Annotated in this window: 26 protein-coding genes; 13 read left to right on the forward strand and 13 right to left on the reverse strand. The window is 62.0% G+C overall.

From position 1 onward, the window contains the following. Positions 1 to 74: 74 nt before the first annotated feature. Positions 75 to 935: a helix-turn-helix domain-containing protein gene (locus tag SM765_RS04835; protein ID WP_274834851.1), complete on the forward strand. Its 861-nt coding sequence runs from the start codon at positions 75 to 77 to the stop codon at positions 933 to 935. Positions 936 to 941: 6 nt separating this feature from the next. Here the strand turns inward: SM765_RS04835 and SM765_RS04840 are convergent, their stop codons facing one another. Further along, positions 942 to 1,574 carry a TetR/AcrR family transcriptional regulator gene (locus SM765_RS04840; protein WP_065271258.1) on the reverse strand — a complete coding sequence of 211 codons (633 nt, stop codon included), beginning with the start codon at positions 1,572 to 1,574 and terminating at the stop codon, positions 942 to 944. 152 nt (positions 1,575 to 1,726) lie between these two features. Here SM765_RS04840 and SM765_RS04845 point away from each other — a divergent pair, with 152 nt between their 5' ends. From SM765_RS04845 to SM765_RS04870, 6 genes are all read left to right on the forward strand, one after another. Continuing rightward, the gene (locus tag SM765_RS04845; protein WP_274837321.1) at positions 1,727 to 2,911 is read left to right on the forward strand and encodes a lipid-transfer protein; all 1,185 of its coding nucleotides are present in this window, start codon (positions 1,727 to 1,729) and stop codon (positions 2,909 to 2,911) included. A gap of 7 nt (positions 2,912 to 2,918) precedes the next feature. Then, complete coding sequence (locus SM765_RS04850) at positions 2,919 to 3,365, forward strand: MaoC family dehydratase N-terminal domain-containing protein (protein ID WP_065271260.1); 447 nt, start codon at positions 2,919 to 2,921, stop codon at positions 3,363 to 3,365. After that, on the forward strand, positions 3,362 to 3,772 hold the full coding sequence (locus tag SM765_RS04855; protein WP_065271261.1) for a MaoC family dehydratase: 411 nt from the start codon (positions 3,362 to 3,364) through the stop codon (positions 3,770 to 3,772). The genes SM765_RS04850 and SM765_RS04855 overlap by 4 nt, the downstream gene beginning before the upstream one ends. A 20-nt stretch (positions 3,773 to 3,792) precedes the next feature. After that, positions 3,793 to 4,620, forward strand: a complete 828-nt coding sequence (locus SM765_RS04860; protein ID WP_274837320.1) for an SDR family NAD(P)-dependent oxidoreductase — start codon at positions 3,793 to 3,795, stop codon at positions 4,618 to 4,620. A 74-nt stretch (positions 4,621 to 4,694) separates the two neighbouring features. Next, positions 4,695 to 5,786: a CaiB/BaiF CoA transferase family protein gene (locus SM765_RS04865; protein ID WP_274837319.1), complete on the forward strand. Its 1,092-nt coding sequence runs from the start codon at positions 4,695 to 4,697 to the stop codon at positions 5,784 to 5,786. A 4-nt stretch (positions 5,787 to 5,790) separates the two neighbouring features. Further along, positions 5,791 to 6,948, forward strand: coding sequence for an acyl-CoA dehydrogenase family protein (locus tag SM765_RS04870; protein WP_274837318.1), 1,158 nt, complete (start codon positions 5,791 to 5,793; stop codon positions 6,946 to 6,948). A 16-nt stretch (positions 6,949 to 6,964) separates the two neighbouring features. Here SM765_RS04870 and SM765_RS04875 read toward each other — a convergent pair whose 3' ends face one another. Continuing rightward, on the reverse strand, positions 6,965 to 7,129 hold the full coding sequence (locus tag SM765_RS04875; protein WP_165832675.1) for a hypothetical protein: 165 nt from the start codon (positions 7,127 to 7,129) through the stop codon (positions 6,965 to 6,967). A 41-nt stretch (positions 7,130 to 7,170) separates the two neighbouring features. Continuing rightward, positions 7,171 to 8,205 carry a uroporphyrinogen decarboxylase gene (gene hemE / locus SM765_RS04880; RefSeq protein WP_274837317.1) on the reverse strand — a complete coding sequence of 345 codons (1,035 nt, stop codon included), beginning with the start codon at positions 8,203 to 8,205 and terminating at the stop codon, positions 7,171 to 7,173. A 111-nt stretch (positions 8,206 to 8,316) separates the two neighbouring features. Between hemE and hemC the strand changes: the two genes are divergently transcribed. Next, on the forward strand, positions 8,317 to 9,276 hold the full coding sequence (hemC, locus tag SM765_RS04885; protein ID WP_274837316.1) for a hydroxymethylbilane synthase: 960 nt from the start codon (positions 8,317 to 8,319) through the stop codon (positions 9,274 to 9,276). Positions 9,277 to 9,361: 85 nt separating this feature from the next. Further along, on the forward strand, positions 9,362 to 10,306 hold the full coding sequence (locus SM765_RS04890) for a fatty acid desaturase family protein (RefSeq protein ID WP_274837315.1): 945 nt from the start codon (positions 9,362 to 9,364) through the stop codon (positions 10,304 to 10,306). Positions 10,307 to 10,315: 9 nt separating this feature from the next. Here the strand turns inward: SM765_RS04890 and SM765_RS04895 are convergent, their stop codons facing one another. The 5 genes from SM765_RS04895 to clpS all read right to left on the reverse strand — a co-directional run bounded on the left by SM765_RS04895 (position 10,316) and on the right by clpS (position 14,454). Continuing rightward, positions 10,316 to 11,128 (reverse strand): glycoside hydrolase family 25 protein, encoded by an 813-nt coding sequence (locus tag SM765_RS04895; RefSeq protein ID WP_274837314.1) that lies wholly within the window; start codon positions 11,126 to 11,128, stop codon positions 10,316 to 10,318. A 111-nt stretch (positions 11,129 to 11,239) separates the two neighbouring features. Further along, positions 11,240 to 12,133, reverse strand: a complete 894-nt coding sequence (gene hemF / locus SM765_RS04900; RefSeq protein WP_274829711.1) for an oxygen-dependent coproporphyrinogen oxidase — start codon at positions 12,131 to 12,133, stop codon at positions 11,240 to 11,242. 66 nt (positions 12,134 to 12,199) lie between these two features. Continuing rightward, positions 12,200 to 13,003, reverse strand: coding sequence for an SDR family NAD(P)-dependent oxidoreductase (locus SM765_RS04905; RefSeq protein ID WP_274834861.1), 804 nt, complete (start codon positions 13,001 to 13,003; stop codon positions 12,200 to 12,202). A 101-nt stretch (positions 13,004 to 13,104) separates the two neighbouring features. After that, positions 13,105 to 14,100 carry a class I SAM-dependent methyltransferase gene (locus SM765_RS04910; protein ID WP_274834862.1) on the reverse strand — a complete coding sequence of 332 codons (996 nt, stop codon included), beginning with the start codon at positions 14,098 to 14,100 and terminating at the stop codon, positions 13,105 to 13,107. Between the two features lie 12 nt (positions 14,101 to 14,112). Then, entirely contained in the window at positions 14,113 to 14,454 is a 342-nt protein-coding gene (clpS, locus tag SM765_RS04915) for an ATP-dependent Clp protease adapter ClpS (protein ID WP_065271271.1), read from the reverse strand. A gap of 86 nt (positions 14,455 to 14,540) precedes the next feature. On the opposite strand from clpS, the gene SM765_RS04920 reads away from it, so the two are divergent. Together SM765_RS04920 and SM765_RS04925 are read left to right on the forward strand one after the other, a co-directional pair. Further along, complete coding sequence (locus tag SM765_RS04920) at positions 14,541 to 15,254, forward strand: HAD family hydrolase (protein WP_274834956.1); 714 nt, start codon at positions 14,541 to 14,543, stop codon at positions 15,252 to 15,254. 306 nt (positions 15,255 to 15,560) lie between these two features. Next, positions 15,561 to 17,111: a D-alanyl-D-alanine carboxypeptidase family protein gene (locus SM765_RS04925; RefSeq protein ID WP_274834863.1), complete on the forward strand. Its 1,551-nt coding sequence runs from the start codon at positions 15,561 to 15,563 to the stop codon at positions 17,109 to 17,111. Positions 17,112 to 17,215: 104 nt separating this feature from the next. Here the strand turns inward: SM765_RS04925 and ccoS are convergent, their stop codons facing one another. From ccoS to SM765_RS04950, 5 genes are all read right to left on the reverse strand, one after another. Continuing rightward, the gene (ccoS, locus tag SM765_RS04930; RefSeq protein WP_065271273.1) at positions 17,216 to 17,374 is read right to left on the reverse strand and encodes a cbb3-type cytochrome oxidase assembly protein CcoS; all 159 of its coding nucleotides are present in this window, start codon (positions 17,372 to 17,374) and stop codon (positions 17,216 to 17,218) included. Positions 17,375 to 17,392: 18 nt separating this feature from the next. Next, complete coding sequence (locus SM765_RS04935) at positions 17,393 to 19,573, reverse strand: heavy metal translocating P-type ATPase (protein ID WP_274834864.1); 2,181 nt, start codon at positions 19,571 to 19,573, stop codon at positions 17,393 to 17,395. A 5-nt stretch (positions 19,574 to 19,578) separates the two neighbouring features. Next, positions 19,579 to 20,052 (reverse strand): FixH family protein, encoded by a 474-nt coding sequence (locus tag SM765_RS04940; RefSeq protein ID WP_274834865.1) that lies wholly within the window; start codon positions 20,050 to 20,052, stop codon positions 19,579 to 19,581. A 3-nt stretch (positions 20,053 to 20,055) separates the two neighbouring features. Further along, positions 20,056 to 21,486, reverse strand: a complete 1,431-nt coding sequence (gene ccoG, locus SM765_RS04945) for a cytochrome c oxidase accessory protein CcoG (protein WP_274832692.1) — start codon at positions 21,484 to 21,486, stop codon at positions 20,056 to 20,058. 332 nt (positions 21,487 to 21,818) lie between these two features. Then, on the reverse strand, positions 21,819 to 22,727 hold the full coding sequence (locus SM765_RS04950; RefSeq protein ID WP_065271277.1) for a LysR family transcriptional regulator: 909 nt from the start codon (positions 22,725 to 22,727) through the stop codon (positions 21,819 to 21,821). Between the two features lie 98 nt (positions 22,728 to 22,825). Here SM765_RS04950 and SM765_RS04955 point away from each other — a divergent pair, with 98 nt between their 5' ends. Both SM765_RS04955 and SM765_RS04960 read left to right on the forward strand, forming a co-directional pair. Further along, complete coding sequence (locus tag SM765_RS04955) at positions 22,826 to 23,017, forward strand: hypothetical protein (protein WP_065271278.1); 192 nt, start codon at positions 22,826 to 22,828, stop codon at positions 23,015 to 23,017. Positions 23,018 to 23,347: 330 nt separating this feature from the next. Then, positions 23,348 to 24,265 carry a DMT family transporter gene (locus SM765_RS04960; protein ID WP_274837313.1) on the forward strand — a complete coding sequence of 306 codons (918 nt, stop codon included), beginning with the start codon at positions 23,348 to 23,350 and terminating at the stop codon, positions 24,263 to 24,265. Positions 24,266 to 24,327 lie beyond the last annotated feature (62 nt).

Here is a 24,327-nt window from a genome sequence, read left to right on the forward strand (position 1 = left end):
GGTGACGGGCAATATGACGCGGGGTCCGGGTTTTGCGAATGGACCATGCGCGCAAGTTCTTGTACATTTCGCACATGACCAGCGCTCTTCAGATCCGCAGCTACAACCTGTTCGGGGAAACCGATGAACTGGCGGACGTGCTGCATGTGGAGACGATCCGCTCCCGCTCCGAGCAGCATGATTGGCAGCTGTCACCGCACCGGCACGCCCGGCTGCATCAGGTTCTATTCATGACCAGTGGTGGCGGCGTGGTAGATCTGGACGGGGAAGCACATACCCTGCCCGCCCCCTGTTTCGTCAATATACCTCGCGGGGTTGTTCACGGTTACACGTTCGAACCAGAGACCAGCGGCTGGGTTGTCACCCTGCCCTCAGATCTTGTTGATCATTGCATCCGCAGCGGCGAAGGCGTGCGCGGCCCGCTGGATCATGCCTGCGTTTTGCCGCTCCCGCCCGACCTGCGCAGCATGGCCGAAACGCTTTATCAGGAATACCACGGCCAGAATTTTGCCCGCGCTCAGCTGCTGCGTTCGCTCGCCGGAACTCTGACCGCCCTTGTCGCCCGCCATATTCACACTGCTGAGGGCGGCGACCGTCAGAATGGTGGCAACCCGATCTTTTCCCGCTTTGAAACCCTCGTGGAGCAACATTTCCGCAGCCGCCGCCCGCTGGCGGAGTATGCACGCGATCTCGCCGTCTCCCCGACCCATCTGAACCGGATCGTGCATCAGGTCACGGGCCAGTCCGCATCGCATCTGGTTAATGAACGCATGCTGCGCGAAGCCCGGCGGATGCTGCTTTATACGTCGCTCAGCGCGGCGCAGATCGCCTATGATCTTGGGTTCAGCGATCCCGCCCATTTCAGCCGCGTCTTCACCAAGGGCACCGGCATGCCGCCGCGCGCCTTTCGCAAACAATTGGGCGACAGCGCCTGACACCGATCAGCGCTTGCTGCCCCCGGCGCCTGGCAGCAAACCATTCAGGATCATTGCAAGATACTGTTCGGCAATTTCCTCGTGGGGAACCGGCCGGTCAGTGCGGTTCCAGAAAGGGATCCAGTTCAGCGCGCCAAACACCCCGGCCGCCACAAGACGCGGATCGCAATGGCGGATGACGCCTTCGCGAATACCCTTCTCAATCAGCATCCGCAGCTGAAAATCCACCCGCGCTTTACCCTCATGCAGGGCCTCGCGCCGCTCGGGCGACAGGCTGTGCGCCCGCACCATGGCCAGGCTGGCACCAAGATCGGTGGACACCCACTCGCAATAGCCGCGGATCAGTCGCGAAATCCGCTCTGCCACTGGCAGGCTGTCATCGCGGCTGATCTCCATCACCTCGCCCAGGAATTCCAGGCTCAGCTGGTGGCAACCGAACAGGATGTCCTCCTTGCTTTGCACATAATAGTAGATCGTGCGCTTGGTGATGTTGAGCGCGGCGGCGATATCCTCAAGCGAGGTCTGCTCGTATCCCTGATCGTTGAACAGGCGCGCACCGGCCATCAGCACTGCGCGGCGTTTGATCTCGCGCTGCGCACTGCGGCTGTCTGCCGTTTTCGTCCAGGTTTTATTGCCCATCGCCATTCTTCCCCCGGCCCACCCCATGCGAGGTCTGACCTATTGACGCCCGGTAATTACACTCATGAGTTACACTCTTCTTGACAGTTTGCCCAGCCCGAACCGAAAGTAACCCGGAAGTGTAATTCCGACTCGCGCAAGGGAGAGAGCCAATGTCTGCACATGTGATGGTTGCCGGGGTGGGTATGACCAAATTCGCCAAACCCGGCCAGAATGAACCCTATACCGAAATGGGCGCTGCCGCCGTGCGCGATGCGCTGCAGGACGCGGGCCTGCCCTATGACGCCGTGCAGCAGGCCTATGCGGGCTATGTCTATGGGGACAGCACCTGTGGCCAGGCGGCGCTCTACAAGGTTGGCATGACCGGAATTCCGGTGATGAACGTCAACAACAACTGCTCGACCGGATCGACCGCCCTGTTCATGGCGCGTCAGGCGGTGGAATCGGGTGTTGTCGATGTGGCGCTGGCGCTTGGCTTTGAACATATGAAACCCGGCGCGCTGACCTCCCACTGGGATGACCGGCCCAGCCCGTTCGATGCCTTCGATGCAGAAACCGACGATCTGGTCGGCCAGCCCGAGATCCCGCTGGCGCTGCGCTATTTCGGCGGTGCGGGCAAGTCGCACATGGAGAAATACGGCTCTTCCATGCTGGATCTTGCGCGTATCCGGGCCAAGGCCAGCCGCCATGCGGTGAACAATCCGCTGGCCCTGTTCCGCAATGAGCTGTCGCCCGAGGATGTGCTGGAAAGCCCCACCATCTGGGAAGGCGTGATGACCCGCCTGATGGCCTGCCCCCCCACCTGCGGCGCGGCGGCGGCGGTCGTGGTCAGCGAGGCCTATGCCAAGAAACACGGGCTGAACACCAACGTACGCATCGCGGGCCAGGCGATGACCACGGATTACGCCAGCACCTTTGACGCCCACGACATGATGAAGGTCGTCGGCTACGACATGACGGCAGCCGCCTCGAAACAGGTGCAGGAGCAAACCGGCATCGGCATCGAAGACGTCGACGTGGTCGAACTGCACGACTGTTTCGCCCATAACGAGATGATCACTTACGAAGGCCTTGGCCTCTGCCCCGAAGGCGGCGCATCCAAGTTCATCGCCGATGGCGACAACACCTATGGCGGCAAATACGTGACCAACCCCTCGGGCGGGCTTTTGTCCAAGGGACATCCCCTTGGCGCGACCGGCCTTGCGCAATGTTACGAGCTGACCCGCCAGCTGCGCGGCACCGCAGGCAGCACGCAGGTCGAGGGCGCCCGCACGGCGCTGCAGCACAACCTCGGCCTTGGCGGCGCCTGCGTCGTCACCATGTATCAGGCGCAGTGAGGCGGCGATGATCGACACCTCTTACATCGGCCACGTGACCGATCCCTATGCGGTCACGGTGGAGAAAGGCCGGTTGCGGGATTTTGCCCGCGCAACCGGCCAGAGCGACCGCGTCTATCTGGATGAGGAGGCCGCGAAGGCGGCGGGCTATCGTGGACTGCTGGCGCCGCCCACCTACCTGTTCTCGCTCGATCTGGACCGCGAAGATCCGTTCTATTTCATCACGCTCTTGAAGATCGACATCGCAAAGGTCCTTCATGGTGAGCAGGCCTTTACCTATGGCGCGCCGATGTGCGCCGGGGATACCATTACCCTGGTGAGCAAGGTCACTGACATCTACGCCAAGAAAGGCGGCGCCATGGAGTTCGTGCATCTGAAAACCTCGGCTACCAACCAGCTCGGCGAAGACGCAGGCAGCATGACCCGCACCGTGATCGTGAGGCATCCGCAATGACCATGCCAACCTATGCAGAGATCAATGTGGGCGATCAGCTGCCGCCCCTCACCACCAAGGAAATCACCCGCACCACGCTGGCGTTGTTTGCCGGCGCCTCGGGCGATCACAACCCGATCCATATCGACATCGACTTCGCCAAACGCGCAGGAATGCCGGACGTCTTTGCCCATGGCATGCTGAACATGGCCTATTTGGGGCGCCTGCTGACGGGATGGGTGCCGCAATCGGCCTTGCGCGAATTCACCACCCGGTTCGTGGCGATCACTCAGGTTCACGCGGTGATCACCTGCACCGGCAAGGTGGTGGAGAAACGCGACGGCAATCTGGTGGCGCTTGAGATTGAGGCCGCCGATCAGAACGGTGAGGTCAAACTGTCCGGGACCGCCCTGATTGAGCTGCCATAACGACAAAGGACACTGAAGAGATGAGAAAACTTGCAGGCAAGACCGCCTATGTCACTGGCGCCGGACGCGGTATCGGCCGTTCCATCGCGCTGAAACTGGCCGAGGACGGCGCCAATGTGGTGCTGAACGATCTGGACGCGGAACCCGCAAACGCCGTCGTTGCCGAAATCGAAGCGATGGGCCGCAAGGCGCTGGCCATTCCCGGATCAGTCACGGCGGCAGGCTTTGCCGATGATTTTATCCAGGCCGGGATCGACAAGTTCGGCAGCATCGACATCATCGTCAACAATGCCGGCTACACCTGGGACAGCTTCATCGGCAAGATGAGCGACGAACAGTTCGATGCCATGATCGACGTGCATCTGAAGGCGCCCTTCCAGATCCTGCGCGCGGCGTCGCCCTTTATCACGCAAGCCGCAGCAGCCGAGGCTGCCGAGGGCCGCGAGGTCTTCCGCAAGGTGGTAAATATCTCGTCGATTTCGGGCACCGGTGGCAATCCCGGACAGGCGAACTATTCCGCCGCGAAATCCGGCGTCATCGGCCTGACCAAGACGATGGCCAAGGAATGGGGCCGCTTCAAGGTCAACGTCAACGCGGTGGCCTTTGGCATGATCTCCACCCGCCTGACCGAGGCCACGGACGAAAAGAAATCGATCGAGGTCGAGGGCAACAAGATCGGCATCGGCATCCCCAAGAAACTGGTGCAGGGCATGGAGATGATGATCCCCGTGGGCCGTGCGGGCACACCGGAAGAGGCGGCGGGCGGCGTCTACCTCTTTTGCATCCCCGAAAGCAACTACGTCTCGGGCCAGACCCTGATCGTGGGCGGTGGCCTGTCCGGCACCTGACCCACGCCACACTCTGAAACAGCGCACAGGCCCGCCCCATACCGGGGCGGGAGTTACTACGGGAGACGACATAAATGCTGGAAGGCACCCGCATCATCGAGGTCGAAGGCCTTGGCCCCGGCCCATTCGCCGCGATGACACTGGCCGATATGGGCGCCGATGTGATCTGCATCCACCGCAAAGGCGGCGGTGTCACCCCCGGCATGCCGGAGCGTTCGGTACTGGATCGCGGCAAGCGATCGATCGAGCTGGATCTGAAGGATCCCAAAGACATCGAGACCTTCATGGCGCTGGTGGAAACCGCCGACGGGTTGATAGAAGGTTTCCGCCCTGGCGTGATGGAAAAGCTCGGCATCGGGCCCGAGGCCTGCCATGCGGTGAACCCGGCCCTTGTCTTTGGCCGCATGACCGGCTGGGGCCAGGACAGTACCCTGTCCCATGCAGCGGGGCATGACCTCAACTACATCTCCCTGTCCGGTGCGCTGTGGTACGGGTCAAACCCCGGCGATGCGCCGCTCACACCGGCCACGCTGGTAGGCGACATTGGCGGTGGCGCCATGTATCTGGTGGCGGGTATGCTGGCCGGAATCCTGCGCGCCCGCACCAGCGGCGAAGGCTGCGTGGTCGATGCGGCGATCTATGACGGCTCGGCCCATATGATGAACCTGTTGATGAGTATCCGCCAGGCCGGAAACTTTGGCGATACACGGGGGCAGAACCTGCTCGATGGCCCGCACTGGAGCCGCACCTACGCCTGCGCCGATGGTGGCTTCATGTCGGTGCAATGTCTTGAGCCGAAATTCTATGCGCAGTTCCTGTCATTGCTGGATCTTTCAGAGGATGCCGATTTCCAGCGCCAGTTCGACAAATCACTCTGGCCCGCGCTGACCGGGCGTCTGGCCGGGATCTTTGCCAGCCAGCCCCGCGATCACTGGGCAGGTATTTTTGAGGGCACCGATGCCTGCGTCGCGCCTGTCCTCAGCCCCGGCGAGGCGCTGACCCATCCTATGAACGCCCGCGGCACCTGGGTCGAGGCACATGGCGCGCTTCAGGCCGCCCCCGCCCCACGGTTCTCTGATGCGGGCGACTGGACAGCGCCCGAAAGCCCCGCACGGGGGCAGCACGCGACCGAAATTCTGACCGAACTGGGCCGAAAGAAGGACTGATCCCATGACAGCGCATGTCTCTCCCTGGATGACGGATGAACTGGCAATGCTGCAGGACAGCTGCCGCAGCTTCTTCACCGCCGAAATGACCCCGCATGAAGAACGCTGGCAGAAACAAGGCCATATCGACCGGGAGTTCTGGAACAAGACGGGGGAATTTGGCCTCCTCTGCGCCAGCGTCCCCGAGGAATACGGCGGCATGGGCGGCGATTTCCGGCACGAGGCGGTAATCACCACCGAACAGTTCCGCGCCGCCGGGTTTTCTGGCTTTGGCAACTCAGTGCACAGCCAGATCTGCGCGGGCTACATCCTGGACTACGGAACCGAAGATCAGAAACAACGCTGGCTGCCCAAGATGGCCAGCGGCGAAATGGTCTGCGCCATCGCCATGACCGAACCCGGCACCGGGTCGGACCTGCAGAACATCAAGACAAACGCCCTGCGCGACGGCAACGACTATGTGCTGAACGGCTCCAAAACCTTCATCACCAATGGTCAGCAGGCGGATCTGATCATCGTTGTCTGCAAAACCGATACCACGCAGGGGGCCAAGGGGATCTCGCTTCTGGTGGTGGAAACCGAGAGCGCCGAAGGCTTTGCACGGGGTCGCAACCTCGAGAAACTGGGCCTCAAGAGTCAGGACACATCAGAGCTGTTCTTTGACGATGTGCGCGTGCCGCCCGAGAATCTGCTTGGCGGGGTCGAGGGACAGGGATTCTATCAGCTGATGAAGGCCCTGCCTCAGGAACGGCTGGTGATCGCCCTTGGCGCCGCCGCCGTGATCGAGAAGGCGCTGGAAGACACCATCGCCTATACCTCAGAGCGGCGCGCCTTTGGTCAGGCGCTGATCGAAATGCAGAACACCCGGTTCAAACTGGCCGAGGCCAAGACCATTGCCCATATCGCCCGTGTGTTTCTGGATGACTGTGTCGCCAAGCACCTGCGCGGAGAGCTGGACGCCGCCACCGCGTCAATGGCGAAATGGTGGGTCACCCAGATGCAATGCGATGTGGTTGACGAATGCCTGCAGCTGCACGGCGGCTACGGCTACATGCTGGAGTACCCAATCGCCAATATGTACGCCGATGCCCGCGTGCAAAAGATCTACGGCGGGTCGAACGAGATCATGAAAGAGCTGATTGCCCGCACCCTGACCGAATAAGGCCGAACGGCGCGGCTCAGCCGTCCTTCTGGGCGGCTGCGGCCTTCTTCATGCGGGCCAGCAACTCTGCCTTGGTTTCGCGCTTGCTGTAGGGGTTCTTGTCGGTGCCCTTGGCGTTATGCTCGCTGTGGCGGGGTTCGTTGCGGCCGGGTTTCTGGCCGCCTTGTTTGCTGTAATCCATTACTCTCGCTCACATATTGATTGGCTGAACGCGACGCACGATCAGGCTTCGCGGACCGTATCGATCATCAGCTGTACGTTGTCGGGGTTTGCATCAGGCGTGATGCCGTGGCCGAGGTTGAAGATATGCGGCCCGCCGCGCAGGGTCTTGACGATATGGCGGGTCTCGTCGATCAGCTCTTGTCCGCCGGTCACCATGTGACGCGAGGCAAGGTTGCCCTGCACACAGCCATCGACCTGCACATGTTCTGCGACCCACTCGGGCGTAACGGAATTGTCCACGGCAACACAATCAACACCGGTCGCCTTGGCAAAGCCGATATAGCCATCGCCCGCCTCACGCGGGAATCCGATGACGGGAATACCGGGATGACGCTCTTTCAGCGCCGCGGTGATCTGGCGGCAGGGCTCCAGCGCGTACTTCTGGAAATCCTCGCCCTTCAGGGATCCCGCCCAGCTGTCGAAGATCTTCACCACTTCGGCGCCCGCCTCGATCTGTTTCGACAGGTAGTCGATGGTGGCCTCGGTGATGCGGGTCAGAAGCGCCTCGAACAGCGGACGGTTTTCTGCCTTCAACGCATGGGCAGGCCCCTGATCCGGGGTGCCGCGTCCGGCGATCATATAGGTCGCCACGGTCCAGGGCGCCCCGGCAAACCCAATCAGAGCCGTCTCGCTGGGCAATTCCTGTTTCAAAATGCGCAAGGTGTCGTAGATCGGGTTCAGCGTCTCGTGGATGTCGCTGACCGGGCCAAGCTTGGCAAAATCCGCATCGGTGGTGATGGTCGACAGGCGCGGCCCTTCGCCGGTGACGAACCACAGATCCGCGCCCAGCGCCTGCGGCACCAACAGGATATCGGCAAACAGGATCGCCGCATCAAACCCATAGCGGCGGATCGGTTGCAGGGTGACCTCGGCCGCCAGTTCGGAATTGTAGCACAGCGACAGGAAATCCCCGGCTTGGGCCCGCGTCGCGCGATACTCCGGCAGATAACGGCCCGCCTGACGCATCATCCAGATCGGCGGCACATGCTGTTTTTCGCCTGCCAATGCGCGCAGCAGCTTCTTCTGTTCGGCCATGGGATCCCTCGCTTCTCTCTTGGGTACTGAGGTCTAGGCTGAGCGGCAAATTGTCAAGGGTGGTGAGGCCGATGCTTGTCACGGCATAATGTCGCGAATAAAGGTTCTGACATGACACAGAACCTGCCCTCCCCCGCTTCGCCCCTGAAGATCGGCACCCGTGGCTCGCCGCTGGCGCTGGCTCAGGCCCATGAGACGCGCGACCGTCTGGCCGCCGCGTTCGAGCTGCCGCAGGAGGCCTTCGAGATCGTCGTCATCAAAACCACCGGTGACAATCAGGCGCTGATCGCGGCGGATCGCCCGCTGAAAGAAATCGGCAACAAGGGCCTGTTCACCAAGGAAATCGAAGAGGCGATGCTGACCGGCGCCATCGACATCGCGGTGCATTCGATGAAGGACATGCCAGTGGCTCAGCCTGTGGGTCTTGTACTGGATTGCTACCTGCCGCGCGAAGACGTGCGCGATGCTTTCATCTCCCCGAGCCTGTCGTCGATCACCGAACTGGCGCCGGGCTCTGTCGTGGGCACCTCCTCGCTGCGCCGCCGCGCGCAATTGCTGAACCGCCGCCCCGACCTGAAAGTGGTGGAGTTCCGCGGCAACGTGCAGACCCGCCTGAAGAAACTCGACGACGGCGTGGCCGAATGCACCTTCCTGGCGATGGCCGGGTTGAACCGTCTGGCGATGGAGAACGTGCCCGCAACCGGCATCGACACGGACGACATGCTGCCCGCCGTGGCGCAGGGCGCCATTGGCATCGAACGGCGCGCAGATGACAGCCGCGCAGGCGATATGCTGGCGGCCATCCATGATACAGAGACCGCACAGCGTCTTGCGGCCGAACGCGCCTTTCTGGCGGCTCTGGACGGGTCTTGCGAAACGCCCATCGCGGGTCTTGCGGAGCTTGATGGCACCACCCTGCGCCTGCGCGGCGAAGTGCTGCGCCCCGATGGCTCCGAAGCCCTTCAGGACGCGCAGACCTGCGCGATCGAGGACGGACCGGAGCTGGGCCGCGAAATGGCCGCAAAGCTGCTGGAACAGGCCGGGGAAGGTTTCTTCGACTGGCGCGGCTGACCGCCCTGTCCCGGACCTGACGCCACGGTTTTCTTGACCTGTTTGCGCTTCTGCTGGAAGCCTGAGGCTTGGGAGGACTACACGCATGACACCGGGAAAAACATATCTCAGCTCTGAAGAAATTCGCCCTTTGGCGGAACGATCGGATCCTATGGGACTGTGGTTGCTACTGCACTGCTGGGGCACGATTGCCCTGGCGATCGCGCTCTTCGCGCTCTGGCCCAATGTTCTGACCTTTGTGCTCGCCGTGATGGTGATCGGCTCGCGCCAGCTGGGGCTGGCGATCCTGATGCACGAGGCCGCCCATAACGCGCTGTTCAAGACCCGCCGCTGGAATGAGCTTGCCGGGGACTGGCTCTGCGGTCGCCCCATTCTGGCGGATCTGGGCGCCTATCGGCATTACCATCTGACCCATCACCGGTTCACCCAGACGGACAAGGACCCCGATCTGGTCCTGTCGTCGAAATTCCCCACCTCCCGCGCCTCGCTGCGGCGCAAGTTCACCCGCGATCTGACCGGGCAGACCGGCATCAAACAGCTTCTCGGCCAGATCGCCATGTCCCTGCAGCTGGCCGGAGATGACGACGCGATCAAGGCAGCGAACTCCGATTTCGCCCAAAGCTTCAAGGCGCCGCGCCTTTGGGGGGCACTGCCGGTATTTTTCGGCATTGCCCTGCTCATCAGTCTGATTGGCGACTGGTGGTGGGGGCTTGCCTTCTGGCTACTGCCCTATCTCACTTGGTTCCAGTTCGTGCTGCGGGTGCGCAACATCGCCGAGCATGGCGCCACCGAGCAATCCGAAAACCCGCTGCAGAACGTGCGCACCACCCGCGCAGGCCCGCTCGCCCGGCTTCTGGTGGCGCCCTATTGGGTGAACTACCATCTGGAGCATCACATGGTAATGCACGTTCCCTGCTGGCAGCTCAGACGCATGCACGCCCTGTTGCTGAAAAAGGGGCTGGGGGAGCAGATGCGCATCGCGAAAGGGTATGGTCAGGCCTTGGCCGAGGCAGGCTGGCGGCGAGCCTGATCCTGCGCCCTACTGTTCCAGCTGGCCGGACCAGCGCAACCAGCTTTCGGGACTGTCGTGGAACACATTGAGGTCCACGTCGCCATCGATCCCCGGCACCCGCCCGGTGCCGGTGTATTGCCAGAGCCGCCAGAAGGCGCTGGGATAGGTCTGGCGCGGATGCCCGGCGACGGAACGCAGCCAGAACTCCGTGCCGCGCAGCCGACCGATGCCGGTTTCGGCAAAGAAATCCACCGTGGTGTAGATGACCGGGCGGCGGCCATAGTGGGCCTCAAGAATATCCAGAAACTTACGCGCCTCAGAGCGGATATGCGCACCATCGGGGCGATGCCTGCAGGTCTTTGAGTGGTGGTTCCACTCCATATCCAGAACATGGGGCAGCGCCTTGGCATCGCGCGGCACGTTGCGGATGAACCACCGCGCCTGCTCCCGCGCCGGGCGACAGAAGTAGAAATAGTGATAGGCCCCGCGCGGCACCCCTGCCCGTGCAGCGCCGCCCCAGTTGTCGCGGAACTTCGGATCCAGCAGATCCCCGCCCTCGGTCGCCTTGAGATAGGCAAAGGAAACGCCTGCCGCCTTGGCTGTGTCCCAGTCAATGTCGCCCTGCCAGCGCGACACATCAATCCCGTGAATGGCATAGGAGTAGGGCGTGCGTCCCTCCCAGGAATGCGGATCGCTGTCCTCGAACCGGGGATAGGTCCCCAGCCGGGCCAGCTGCGCATCGGATGGAAGCTGTGTCGGTGCCGGGCGCTCCGGCTCGGGCCGGGTGCCGCAAGCAGCCAGTGCCACAATGCAAAGGGCCGCCATCAAAAAGAACCGCATCATCCCTCCGCACACAAACACAGTCTTTTGCCCCGTCTCTGGCCCGCGCGGACTACATCCTCGGATATTTTCGCAGAAACCGATATCCCCGGAGCCAGTTTGCTGCGCCGCTCAGACCCATTTGGCCAGCGGCGGCAGGCTCATCAGAACCGCATTGGCATCATGCCCGGTTTCCAGACCAAATTTGGTCCCCCGGTCATAGACCAGATTATACTCGGCATAGAGGCCACGATGCACCAGCTGCGCCTCCTTGTCCTTGTCATCAAAGGGCTGAACCCGGCGTTTTTCCACCAGCGGCAGATAGGCTGGCAGGAAGGCGCGGCCAATGTCCTGGGTCAGAGCGAAATCCGCCTCCCAATCACCGGTGCAACGATCATCCATGAAGATACCGCCCACCCCGCGCGCCCGGTGGCGGTGCGGGATGTAGAAATACTCATCCGCCCATTCCTTCAGACGCGGATAGAGATCGGTGCCATGCGGGTCGAGATGCTGTTTCTGCTGCGCATGAAAATGCGCGGTATCCTCGGCATATTCGATGCAAGGGTTGAGGTCCGAGCCCCCGCCAAACCACCAGGCATGCGGGGTCCAAAACATGCGGGTGTTCATGTGAACCGCAGGCACATGCGGATTCTGCATATGCGCAACCAGCGAGATGCCCGAGGCCCAGAACCGCGGATCATCCTTCATGCCCGGAATGCCCTTGCGCGCCGCCATGGCGTTCTGCGCCCGCTCGCCGAGCGTGCCGTAGACTTCGGAGATATTGACGCCGACCTTTTCAAAGACCCGGCCCCCGCGCATAACGCTCATCAGCCCGCCGCCCGCGTCCGATCCATCATCCGCGGTGCGCTTTGTCTCGCTCACCTCGAACCGGCCCGGCGCCTGATCGGAGAAGGGGCCGGTGTCATGGCTCGCCTCAAGCGCCTCGAAGGCCGCGACAATCTCATCGCGCAGGGTGCGGAACCAGGCGGCGGCGCGGGCTTTTTCGTCTTTCATTTCTGCAGTCATTTCAGAGCGTCTTTCGGTACTTGTGGGACGCCGCGCTGCGTGAGCGCAGGCAGGCCCCGGCATTCATCAGTGAACAGGAGCGGCAACGGAATCCAGCAGCGTGCGACCACCATCGACCGTCACGATCTGGCCCGTCATGAAACTGGCCGCGTCCGAGGCAAGGAACTGCGCCGTTTCGGTCAGCTCGGTCGGTGCGGCGATGCGGCCCAGCGGTGTGTGATCTTCGATATCCTGACGATAGGCCCGGTTATCCTTGAGCGTGCCCCTGAGCGACGCGCTCATCACCGAGCCAAAGGCAATGGAATTCACCCTGACCCCGTGCGGCGCATAAGAGACAGAGAGCGACCGGGTCAGCTGATCCAGCGCCGCCGAAGCCACCGAATAGGCCATCAGATCGGGGTGGGTCCGCCGCGCCGCGATCGACGACAGGTTGATGATGGCCCCGCGCGCAGTGCCCGGCTCCCGCCCCTCGCCCTGCTTGATCATCCGCCGCGCCGCCTGCTGCGATAGACGCAGGGTCGGCAACAGGTTCTCGGTCAGGAGCAGTTCCAGTGACTCGTCCTTCGGGTCCAGCGGATCACTCGGCACCACCTGACGGGCGCCATTGACGAGGATATCCACGTCTTCGAAGGCATCGATGGTCGCCGACAACAGATTGGCGATGGTCAGCCTTTCGCGCAGATCCCCGGCGAAGTAGCGGATGTTGCTTTCGTCGGCCTGCTCTCCCAGTTCGGCGATCAGGGCCGCCTCGTTGGTATCGGCAAACATGACGTTGGCACCGGCATCCGCGAACTGCTTGCCAATGGCCAGACCAATCCCGCTTGAGGCGCCGGTCACGATGGCAGTTTTGCCGGAAATCGAAAAGGACATTCGGGCACTCCAGAATGTTGCGTCGCGTAGTGAAAACTGAGCCGGAGCCTAGACCGGACCATTCGGTTTGAAAACCTGCAATACGGGGTGACCTTACCGCCCTAACGCCGCTGCCGTTTGGGGCGACTGGCGTGCAGAACCTTGAACCGATTGTCGCCTGCGGCTTCCTCGACCGCGGCAAACCGCTCTGACAGGGTGATCTCATAGGGCAGATGCCGGTTGGCAACCATCCACAGATGCCCCGAGGCGGTCAGCATCTCGGCAGCACGGGAAATGAAGGCCTTCCCCAGCTCCGGCTCAGCGCTGCGGCCGCTATGAAACGGCGGGTTCATCACCACTGCGTTCATCTGCCCCGGCGCCTTCCAATTGCGCACATCGGCCCAGTGGAACTGCGCCCGGTCATCGGCAACGTTGCGCCGCGCGCAGGACAGCGCGTCATGATTGGCCTCGACCAGGTGTAGCTCTTCGATTTCAGAGTGGCTCAGCATTTGCCGGGATAGATACCCCCAGCCTGCGCCGAGATCAGCAACGGCACGGCCAAGTTTTGCAGGCAGGGCGTCGACCAGCAGTTTCGAGGCCGGATCGATTCCGTCAGCGGAAAACACCCCCGGCACAGTCACGAAACCCTCCACGTCAACGCCGTCTGCGGGTGGCAACCAGTCAGTGAGCGCATCGCCGCCGCCATCGAACCAAAAGACCTTGCCATGCGCCTTGGACACCGGTTCGGACGGGGACATGCGTTTGCGCAGTTCCTTCAGGATGGAATCGATTCCGTCCGTCTTGGCCCCATCTACCAGCACCGGACCGTCCGTCAGGGCCGAAGCCTGCGCCACCGCCATCCGCGACTGCGCCTTGGCGCGGGACAGGAACACCACGGCAGCGGCAAACCGCATGTCATCCGGCAATTCGGGGCGACAATCGTACCCTTGCGCGGCAAAGGCATCGTATTCACCGCGCATCGGCTGGATCAGCACCAGCTGATCCTTTGGCAGGCACGACAGATCGTGCTCCGCGCGCGGGTGGAAAACGGCGATACGGCCCTCTGCAGGCACCGCAAAGCCGCCCGTCTCAAGAGCGAGCGACAGGCGAACGGACATAGCGGGACCTCTTCAGTCTTCTTTTTCCATGGTGCATTGCAGCGGATGCTGATGGCGACGGGCAAAATCCATCACCTGCGCGACCTTTGTCTCGGCGATCTCGTGGCTGAAGACACCAACCACGGCCAGACCTTTTTTGTGCACGGTCAGCATGATTTCAAACGCCTGCGCGTGTGTCATGCCAAAGAACCGTTCCAGCACCATGACCACGAATTCCATCGGGGTGTAGTCATCGTTGAGCAGCAGAACCTTGTAGCGCGGCGGTCGCTGGGTTTTCGGCCGGGTCTTGGTCAGGACACCAAGATCGCTGTCGTCGTCCGAGTTGTCCGTCATCATCACTGGCTGAAGCAGCATAGCGTCTCTATTCCGGTCGTGCTTGGATTGGTTTCATCGCATATATAGCGTTTTGACCGCTCAGGAAAAGAGAGTGTATGGCCTCAGTGACACGCAATTTGACGACAATCGGTTTTGATGCCGATGACACCCTCTGGCACAACGAGCGTTTTTTTCGTGTCACGCAAGAGCGTTTTGCCGAGTTGTTGCAGGATCATACGCCGCAGGACATGGGTCCCGATGCGCTAGCCGCGCGGCTGCTGGAGGCGGAAAAGCGCAACCTCGGACGCTATGGCTACGGCGTGAAGGGCTTCACCCTGTCGATGATCGAAACCGCCATAGATGTCACCGAATCACAGGTCCCGGCCAGCGTCATCAAAGAGCTGATCGTCGCCGGACAGATGATGCTGTCCTATCCGATCGACCTGCTGCCCCATGCCCGTGAGGCCGTGGAGAAACTGGCTGGTGACTACCGTATCGTATTGATTACAAAAGGTGACCTTCTGGATCAGGAGCGCAAACTGGCACAATCGGGGCTGGGCGATCTGTTCGATGGGGTCGAGATCGTTTCGGAAAAAACCGCCCCTATCTACCACGATATCTTCGAGCGGCACGGGACCGGTGCGGCACAGGCAATGATGGTGGGAAACTCCATGCGCTCGGACGTGGTACCGATGATCAAGGCCGGAGGCTGGGGCACCTATGTGCCGCACGGGCTGATCTGGGAGGTTGAGCACGCCGAGGCACCCGAGGGGCACCCCCGGTATCACGAGATTTCGGACCTTGGCTGCCTTAAGGATCTGATCCGGAAAATCGGATAGAACTCAACCCGCAAGCCGCACAGCTCGACGCGCCAAAAATCTGTTGCCGAAACGCATCGCCCAGACTGATTTTTCAGCGCTGCAAAGCGGGCCAGACGCCCAATTTTCGACCTTTTTGGTCAACACTTTTTTAACCAAACGCACATCTAGGCAACGCAGTCAAAGCCGCTACAACATGTCGGTATATGTACCTGCCGCAGCCGCAGAACCGGTCACGGAAATGGTTTATTCCAGCGCCATCACATGCTACCGTTTTGTTAAAGAAGTAGAACAGTCAGCCGGAAAACCGGCGGCGAGAGGCAGAAAATGGCAGATATCGTGCAGGTCAGGTGTATTCCGCTGACCCACGCCCTGCGGGCATTCGCCCGGCAGATGGCTTGGGCCTTGGGTGTTGTTCTAACAGTCGCGTTGGTGGGCCTTCCGCCTACCCAGGCAACCGCCGCCCCCTATGCGGCAATGGTCGTGGATGCCCGGACCGGCGAGGTGCTGCACTCGCGCAACGCCGACACACGCCTGCACCCGGCTTCCCTCACCAAGATGATGACGCTCTACATCGCGTTTGAAGCAGTCCGGAACGGTGAAATCTCGCTGGATACCAAGGTTCGCATCAGCAGCAACGCTGCCTCCGAGCCGCCCTCCAAGCTCGGACTTCGCTCGGGGCAGCGCATCGCATTTCGATATCTGATCCGTGCCGCCGCAGTGAAATCAGCCAATGACGCCGCGACCGCCATCGGCGAAACCCTGGCCGGATCCGAAGCCGCCTTTGCCCGCCGCATGACCCGCACCGCAAAGGCGCTTGGCATGTCCCGCACGACCTTCAAGAACGCCCACGGTCTGACCGAAAGCGGCCATATGTCCACCGCCCGGGACATGACCACCCTGGGACGTCACATGCTTTATGACTACCCCGAGTATTATAACCTGTTTTCGCGCACCTCCACCGACGCCGGCGTGCGCGTCGTGCCCAACACAAACCGCCGCCTTCTGGCGGCCTACAAGGGCGCTGACGGGATCAAGACGGGCTATACCCGCGCCGCCGGTTTCAACCTCGTGGCTTCGGCCAAGCGCGGCAACGAGCGAGTGATCGCTACAGTGTTCGGCGGTAAATCCTCGACCTCGCGCAACGCCAAGGTCGCAGAGCTGTTGGACCTCGGCTTCCGCCGTGCCCCGGCGCACGCAAAACTGCGCAAACCGGCGATGCCCGCCTATGTGGGCAACCAGAACATCCAGGTGGCTGGTGGCGCCGCAGGCAAGACCATCCGCGTCAGCGGCCGGGTCCAGACCAGCCTGCGTCCGCGCCTGCGCCCCGCAACTGAGCCTGCCGAAGATACAGCGCCGGTGCTGGTCGCCGACGCCAGCCAGGCCACAGAAGAAACCGCTGCGGATACCGTGGCATCGACGCCCAAGCTCGACCCCGAGATCCTGCAGGCCAGCGTCGAAGCCGCAATCACCGAAGCCAAAGTGGTTCCCGCCTCTGCCGAAAAACCGACCGTTGGCGCGGCTGTGAAGACCTTCTTCAAAGGCCTGCGCCCCGTCGCCCGCCCGGCCAGATTGGCAAAGACAGAGACCGCCGCCGAGCCGGAACCGGTTGTTGTCACCCGCCTTTCGACCTCCGGGGGGCGCTACTGGGGTATCAACGTGGGCCGCTACACCAACCGGTATGAAGCGGAAAAGGTCCTTCTGCGCACGGCCCTGTCGGAAATGGAAACGCTCAACGGCTCGCTGCGCAAGGTGTCCAAATCCAGATTGGGGTTTGAGGCCAACTTCCTTGGCATGAGCAAGGAAAGCGCGGAACTGGCTTGTCGGCGCCTACAGGCCCGCAACGTGACCTGCGATACATTGGGACCTGCCTCCTGACCCCCTTGCCCCATGCAAGGGACAAGGCACCAGACCACCAGAAACGACAAAGGCCCCGGACGACGGGGCCTTTTCTTTTGTGTGATCTTGCACAGCGCCAAGGGTCAGGGTTTCGGGTGATCATCCCATTCATCGCTCAGGATGCGCCGAGCATCGCCTTCGGGATCGTCATACTGGTTCGACCGCACGGTGTAGATAAAGGCAACAAGCGCCGCGCCGCCTAGGATCAGCGAAATTGGGATCAAATAGGACAGGACGCTCATCTTGCGGACTTTCTCAGCTCAGGATTTCAGGCGCAACGCGTTCAGCGATACGGTGATCGAAGAGCTGGACATCGCCAGCGCCGCGATCAGGGGCGTTGCCAGCCCCGCCACAGCCAAAGGCACCGCGATCACGTTGTAAAGGGTGGCAAGGCGGAAATTCTCGCGGATCCGGCGGATCGCCTTTTGCGCCACGGTGCAGGCATCGGCGATGGGTTCCAGATCTTGCCCCAATAGCACGATATCCGAGGCCACCCGCGCCGCATCCAGCGCCGAGGCTGGCGAGATCGACACATGCGCTGCCGCGAGGGCCGCAGTGTCGTTCAGACCGTCCCCGACCATCAGCACCTTGCGCCCCTGCCCTGCAAGCATGCGGATGCGCCCAGCCTTATCCTCCGGCAGCGCCTCGGCCACCCATTTTTCGATGCCAAGCCGCTTCGCCAGCGCCTCCACCGCGCCGGTGGTATCGCCCGAAATCAGCAACACGTCCTTACCCGCCGTCTGCAGCGCACGCACCGCTTCGGCCGCGCCGGGACGCAGCGCATCAGTGAACAGGAAACCGCGCGGATTGCCATCGCCAGTATCAAGCCAGGCGGCCGTCTGGCTGCCCTGCGCGGCGCCAACCCAAGCCGCCCGGCCCAACCGCACGCGGCGGCCTTGGAAAATGCCTTCAGTGCCGTAGCCCGGCACCTCTTTCAGCTCAGAAACCTCCGCCGGAGTGATCCCGGCCTCCCGCGCGGCACGTGCCAGCGCCACCGAAAGCGGATGCGCTGAGGGCGCGGCAAGCGCCAGCGCGATTTCCAAATCGGATTTCGCCATCTCGTCCAGATTGACCAACTGGGGTGTGCCAGCCGTCAGGGTCCCGGTCTTGTCAAAGACAACGGTATCCACGCCTGCAAGCCGTTCCAACGCAGTGGAATGCTTGATCAGCATGCCCTTCTTGAACAGCCGTCCCGAGGCTGCGGTGGTCACCGCAGGCACCGCAAGGCCCAGCGCACAGGGACAGGTGATGATCAGAACCGCCGCAGCGATGTTGAGCGCCGTGCGCACATCAAAGGTGTAAAGATACCAGCCCACAAAGGCGAGCGCCGACAGGATGTGCACCCCGGGCGCATAGAGCTTGGCGGCCTTGTCGGCCAGCGATGTATAACGCGAGCGGCCCGATTCAGCGATCGCCACCAGATCGGCCATGCGATGCAGAGAGGTATCCTCCCCCACCGCCGTTGCACGAATGGTCAGCGGCCCGGTCAGGTTCACCTCGCCCGCCGAAACCCCGGTGCCGGGACCGGCAAAGACTGGCAGCGTTTCCCCGGTCAGCAGGGACCGGTCCAGTTCCGAATGCCCGTCGGTCACTTCCCCGTCCACCGGCATACGCCCGCCGGGACGCACCAAGATCAGATCGCCGATGGCCAGATCGGCGACAGGGACCTCATATTCCTGACCGTCCAGCAGACGGATCGCACGAGGCACCTCAAGCGCCGCAAGCTCCTGCGCTGCCGACCGCGCCACGGCACGGGTGCGATAGTCCAGATAACGGCCTGCCAACAGGAAAAAGGTCAGCGTCAGCGCTGCATCGAAATAGGCATGTTCCCCCGACAGCGAGGTTTCCCAAAGCGAGGTCACCAGCGCCAGAACCAGTGCGAGGACAATGGGCACATCCATATTGAGGCGCCCGACCTTCAGTGCGCTCCAGGCGTTCTTGAAGAAAGGCTGCGCCGAGAAAATGATCGCCGGAAAGGTGATCGCCGCCGAAATCCAGTGGAACATGTCCCGCGTCGCGTCCGAAGCTCCGGACCAGACAGAGATCGACAGCAGCATGACGTTCATCGAGGCAAAGCCCGCAACCGCCAGCCGCATCAGCAAATCCCGGCCTGCGGTATCGTTCTGGGTTGCCGCAAGGGCGGTCACATCCAGCTCATGCGCCTCATACCCCAGATTTTCGAGCACCGGGATCAGATCGGCGGCGTGTACATCTGGCTCCGCTTCGATCAGAGCCCGTTTCAGGGTCAGGTTGACCCGCGCCGATTTTACGCCCGGATGGGCGTTCAGCCCGCGCTCGACCGCGGAAATGCAGCCCTGACAGTGGATTGACGGCAGGGACAAGGCCAGCCGTGCGTCTGTCGGAGCCTGTTCCACAGCTCCAGACGGCGCCGCAACGCAGCCCGGGCACACTGCCATCTGAGGACGCATCGGAGCCGTCATCTGCGTTACCCTTTTGCCACGTGCAGGATGACCCGCTGAGTGAACTCAGTGCCATTCTGGGCCCGCGCCACCATCCGGATATTCCAGTTCCCAGCGCCCAGTTTGGCAGGCGCGACGTAGGCCTGGCCGTTGAACTGGAAATCAGGGTTCTGGTCGTCCTTAACGTGGGTTGCCCGGCCCAAAGTGGCCGTCAGCTTGGCCACTTCGACCGGGTTGCCATCCCGGTCGGTGATCTCAAGCTTTACCTGACCGTCCTGAGCCGAGGCATAGACCGACCAGCCCAGAGCCTCTTGGGCGGTGCGACGGGCATCGAACTCCTGGCTGGCGGTGTAGGAGTTCTTCACCTCCAGACCAGGAAAGGTTTTCACAGCATTGACCGCCAGGGCAATATTGACGCCGATGATGACCGTGAAAGCGCCGCCGAACACCATCAGCGCATGGCGACCAGTGAACTCACGCTGGGGTTTGTCTGCCGACATGGTTCAGTTTCCTTTCCCGTTGAAGGTCGTATCCTTGTAGGCACGCTCGCCGCTGTTGAGGTCTTCGACCCAGATCCGGACCGGGGTCGACTCGGCTCCGGACGCAGGCGCTCCCTTTGGGGTAACAATATAAACCCGTTGCAGGAAGGCGGTGTCGGCAGGCACCTGAACCGAGGCATAGGGCGTGCCTTCCAGTTGGATCCGCATTTCCGGCTCACCCTTGATCGACAGCTCGAACTGGCGCGGCTCCCCATGCTTGTTGCGCAGGCGCACATCATAGGTGTTGCGGACGGAGCCATCCGACAGGGTAACGAAGGTCGGGTTGCGGACCGGTGCGACGGTCAGATCGATATCCGGGCGGATGAACAGAGCAAACACCAGCGCAAAGCCAACAACAGCCCAGAGCGAGGTATACATGATCGTGCGTGGACGCAGGATATGTTTCCAGACGCTGCGCGGTGGCTGACCAGCGCGTTCGTTTGCCTCGTCCGACAGCGCCATATAGTCGATGAGGCCCCGCGGCTTGCCGATCTTGGCCATGACATCGTCACAGGCGTCGATGCACAGGGCGCAGGTGATGCACTCCAGTTGCTGGCCATCCCGGATGTCGATACCCATCGGACAGACGTTGACGCAGGCCATGCAGTCGATGCAATCGCCCATTTCCTGCGACTCGGCAGATTTGCGATGCTTGCCGCGCGGCTCACCCCGCCACTCACGATAGCCGACGGTCAGCGTGTCCTCATCCATCATCGCCGCCTGAATACGCGGCCAGGGGCAGGCGTAGATGCAGATCTGTTCCCGCGCAAAGCCACCAAAGAAGAAGGTGGTCAGGGTCAGCACCAACATGGTGGTATAGGCGATGGGGTGCGCCTGCAGCGTCACCAAATCATGCAGCAGTGTCGGGGCATCGGAGAAATAGAAGATCCAGGCACCGCCGGTTGCCAGACCGATCAGGAACCAGGCCACCCATTTGGTGACACGCAGCCGCGCCTTGCGGAAATCCATCTTTTTCTGACGGTGCAGACGCAGGCGGGCGTTCCGGTCACCCTCGATCCAGCGTTCCACCAGAATGAACAAGTCGGTCCAGACAGTCTGCGGGCAGGCATAGCCACACCAGACCCGGCCCAGCGCCGAGGTGAACAGGAAGAGGCCCAGCCCCGCCATGATCAGAAGACCGGCCACGAAATAGAATTCATGCGGCCAGATTTCGATCCAGAAGAAATAGAAGCGGCGGTTGGCAAGATCCAGCAGCACCGCCTGATCGGGCAACGACGGCCCCCGGTCCCAGCGGATCCACGGCGTGATGTAGTAGATGCCCAGCATCACGGCCATCAGATACCATTTGAGATTGCGGAACATGCCCGATACGCGCCTTGGGAAAATCGGCTCCCTGGCGGCATAAAGGCTTGGGGCGGGATCGGAATCGCTCACGGACTCACTCCACTGAATTTGCTCTTTGTCTTGCGTTCTCACAGATGCGGCGCAGCACAGCTTTGACGTGGATCAAAAAGGATATCGGACAAATATCTTTGCCAGCGTCTTGCCACCCTTTGACCACGTCAAAAAAACCGGCCACCACATACCGTGATAGGTTGACGACATACGTCTGAAACGGTTGTCAGCGACCTTATATGGATGCGCAACGCGACCTTTTTGCACGTCTCCGCATCTGCAAACGTCTCTGTGACCAAGGGATCATAGGCGCGCAACTGGGATCGGTGGGCTCACGGGCGCAGCTTCACAAAATTGTGTTGTCCCGCCTGTCAGTTATCGCCGGTGTCATCCTCCGCCACAGCATTCGGAACCTGCCGGTGCTTCCTGAGCCAGGCGATGAATTTGCGGGCCTGCGACCGCAACACGCCGGGCCGGGTCACGATGTGATAACCGCGCGTGTCGTCCTCTGTGAACAGGTCCACCAACCGCCCTGCCCTAATGTCCTCTTCGACAAAGGCGCGCACGCTGACCGCCGCGCCCTGCCCGCCGCGCACCGCCTCCATCAGCAGATTTCCAGGCAGCCGGACCCGGGGGCCACGTAGGGCGTCGACGACACCACGGGAAACAAGCCATTTGGCCGCCTCCGTGGTTCCCAATTCCTCAAGCCAGGGAAAATCGAGCAGGTCCTGCGGCGAAGACACGCTGCGCCCATCAAGTAGATCCGGCGCCGCAACCACCGACATCGGCGATTGCAGCAACATCTCAGCCGCCAACCCGGACCAATCGCCAGAACCATAACGCAGCGCAATGTCGATCCCGCCCGGCGTCAGTTCGACCAATTCGCCACTTGGGTCCAGCACCATATCCACCTCAGGATGCAGGGCGCGGAACTCTGCAAGGCGCGGCATGAGCCACTGGGCGGCAAACATCGGCGTGCAACTGACATGTAACGGCCGCTGCGCGCCAGAAACGGTCAGGTCCTGAACCGCTGTCTGAATCGCACTGAACCCCAGTTGCAGTCCGCGCGCCAGGTGCTCCCCCTCGCGCGTCAGCCGCAGCGCCCGGCCACTGCGGTCCAGAAGCGCCACGCCCATATGACGTTCCAGCGCCCTGAGCTGTTGGCTAATGGCAGCGTGGCTGACATTCAGCGCCGCCCCTGCCTTCACCACATTCGACGTTTCGGCAAAGGCAGAAAAGGCTCTGAGCGCAGCCAGAGGCGGCAGGCTAAACCACTCCATATGTAATCCTGACTTACATAGTGACTTTTTTTCTGAGTCGCATGAAACGCGTTTTGGCGCAACAGTACCGGACATGTTCAAACTCAGGAGGCATCGAAATGCTGACCGACATCTACGCACGCACCGTATTCACCGCGACCCGCCTCGACTGCGCCCCCCTGCGGGATATGCCACCCGCCAAACCGCTGCCCCAGCCACGGAGCCGCCTTGGCCGGATCAAAGCCTGGCTTACTCGGCGCATCAGCCAACCAGCGCGACGCACCCGCTGCATCGACCCGCAGAAAATCTAGGAAGAAAAAGCGTCGGCTTTTCAGGAAACGCGCGAACAGATCGAAAAGCCGACGCCTGTACCCGCCTAACCAGCACGTCGGTACCGGCGGGATGCGAAGGACCCGGCAGGAAAGCATCACCCTGATGCCTATCGCCCTGCAGGGCCTGTTTCTCTTTGAAACGATATAAGCACGCGACAGCCCAACGCGATTTGACACGGATCAAGTCACGCAAACTAAAGGCGCCAAATTGGACGGAAACTGCCGCCCGGCTGCGCAGCTCTGACTGGGCCCGCCGCAGGTCGCCGTGGAATTCTTGCCGGAATTCCGAACCGGTGCTATCGGCTTTGGATGTCAGATCGCTCTTCCAGCCCGCTTCCTGCCGCCCCCTCGCTTGTTCTAGCCAGCGCGGGCGTGCTGTTTGCTTCGCTCTGCTTTGGGGCGCTGCCGTTCTTTGCCCGCAGCCTGACCGAACAGGGCATGCCGCCCCACATCATCGCCTTTTACCGTTTCACCTTGGCAGCCGTGGTCCTCTCGCCGCTGCTGTTCCTGCACCGGGACAAAGCCCGCGCAATCCTGTGGGGGATGGCGGCCGGGGCACTGATGGGGCTTGGCTGGATTGGATATGTCAGCGCCCTGCGCAGCGCGCCAGTATCCGTGGTCGGGGTTCTTTACATGACCTACCCGGTGTTCACGCTGCTGATCGCCTGGGTGCTGTTTCGTGACAGACCGCCCCTGCGCGCCGTCTGGGCCGCCGGTCTGATCGTGGTTGCCGCGACAATTGCCAGCGGCCCGGGTGCGGTCCCTTCTGCCGCGCTGCCAGCCCTGGTGATTTCTCTGGCGGCCCCCTTGGGGTTTGGATTTGGCATCACCGTGCTGGTCTACCGGCTGACCGTTCTTCCGCCTTTGGCCCGGATCGCGGCGGTCTCGTTAGGATCCGTTCTGGGCCTCTTGCCGCTGGTGATGACGACGGATGCGGCTGCAATGGTCCCCAACGGCGGCGAAGGCTGGCTTTTGTTGCTGGGGATCAGCCTTGGCACGGCGCTGGTGCCGCAGTTGGTCTATTCCGTCTGCAGCCCGATGATCGGCGCCGCGCGCACCGCTGTCATTGGCAGCATCGAACTGCCAACCATGTTCGCGGTGGGTGTCATCGCCTTTGGAGAGCGGATCTCTCTGGCGCAGGCCATCGCGTGCGCCCTGATCCTTGCGGCGATCATGCTGAGCAGCCAGACTAGGCGCACGGTCGCCCCCCACAGGGCAAGCCCCTGAACCGGCAGAATCAAGCAGCCCGGGCAAGGGCAAAATGAAAAGGGCCACCCGTTGGGCAGCCC

It is taken from the genome of Pseudophaeobacter sp. 1A09344 (genome assembly GCF_041008745.1).
In the GTDB taxonomy this organism is placed as follows: domain Bacteria; phylum Pseudomonadota; class Alphaproteobacteria; order Rhodobacterales; family Rhodobacteraceae; genus Phycobacter; species Phycobacter gallaeciensis_A.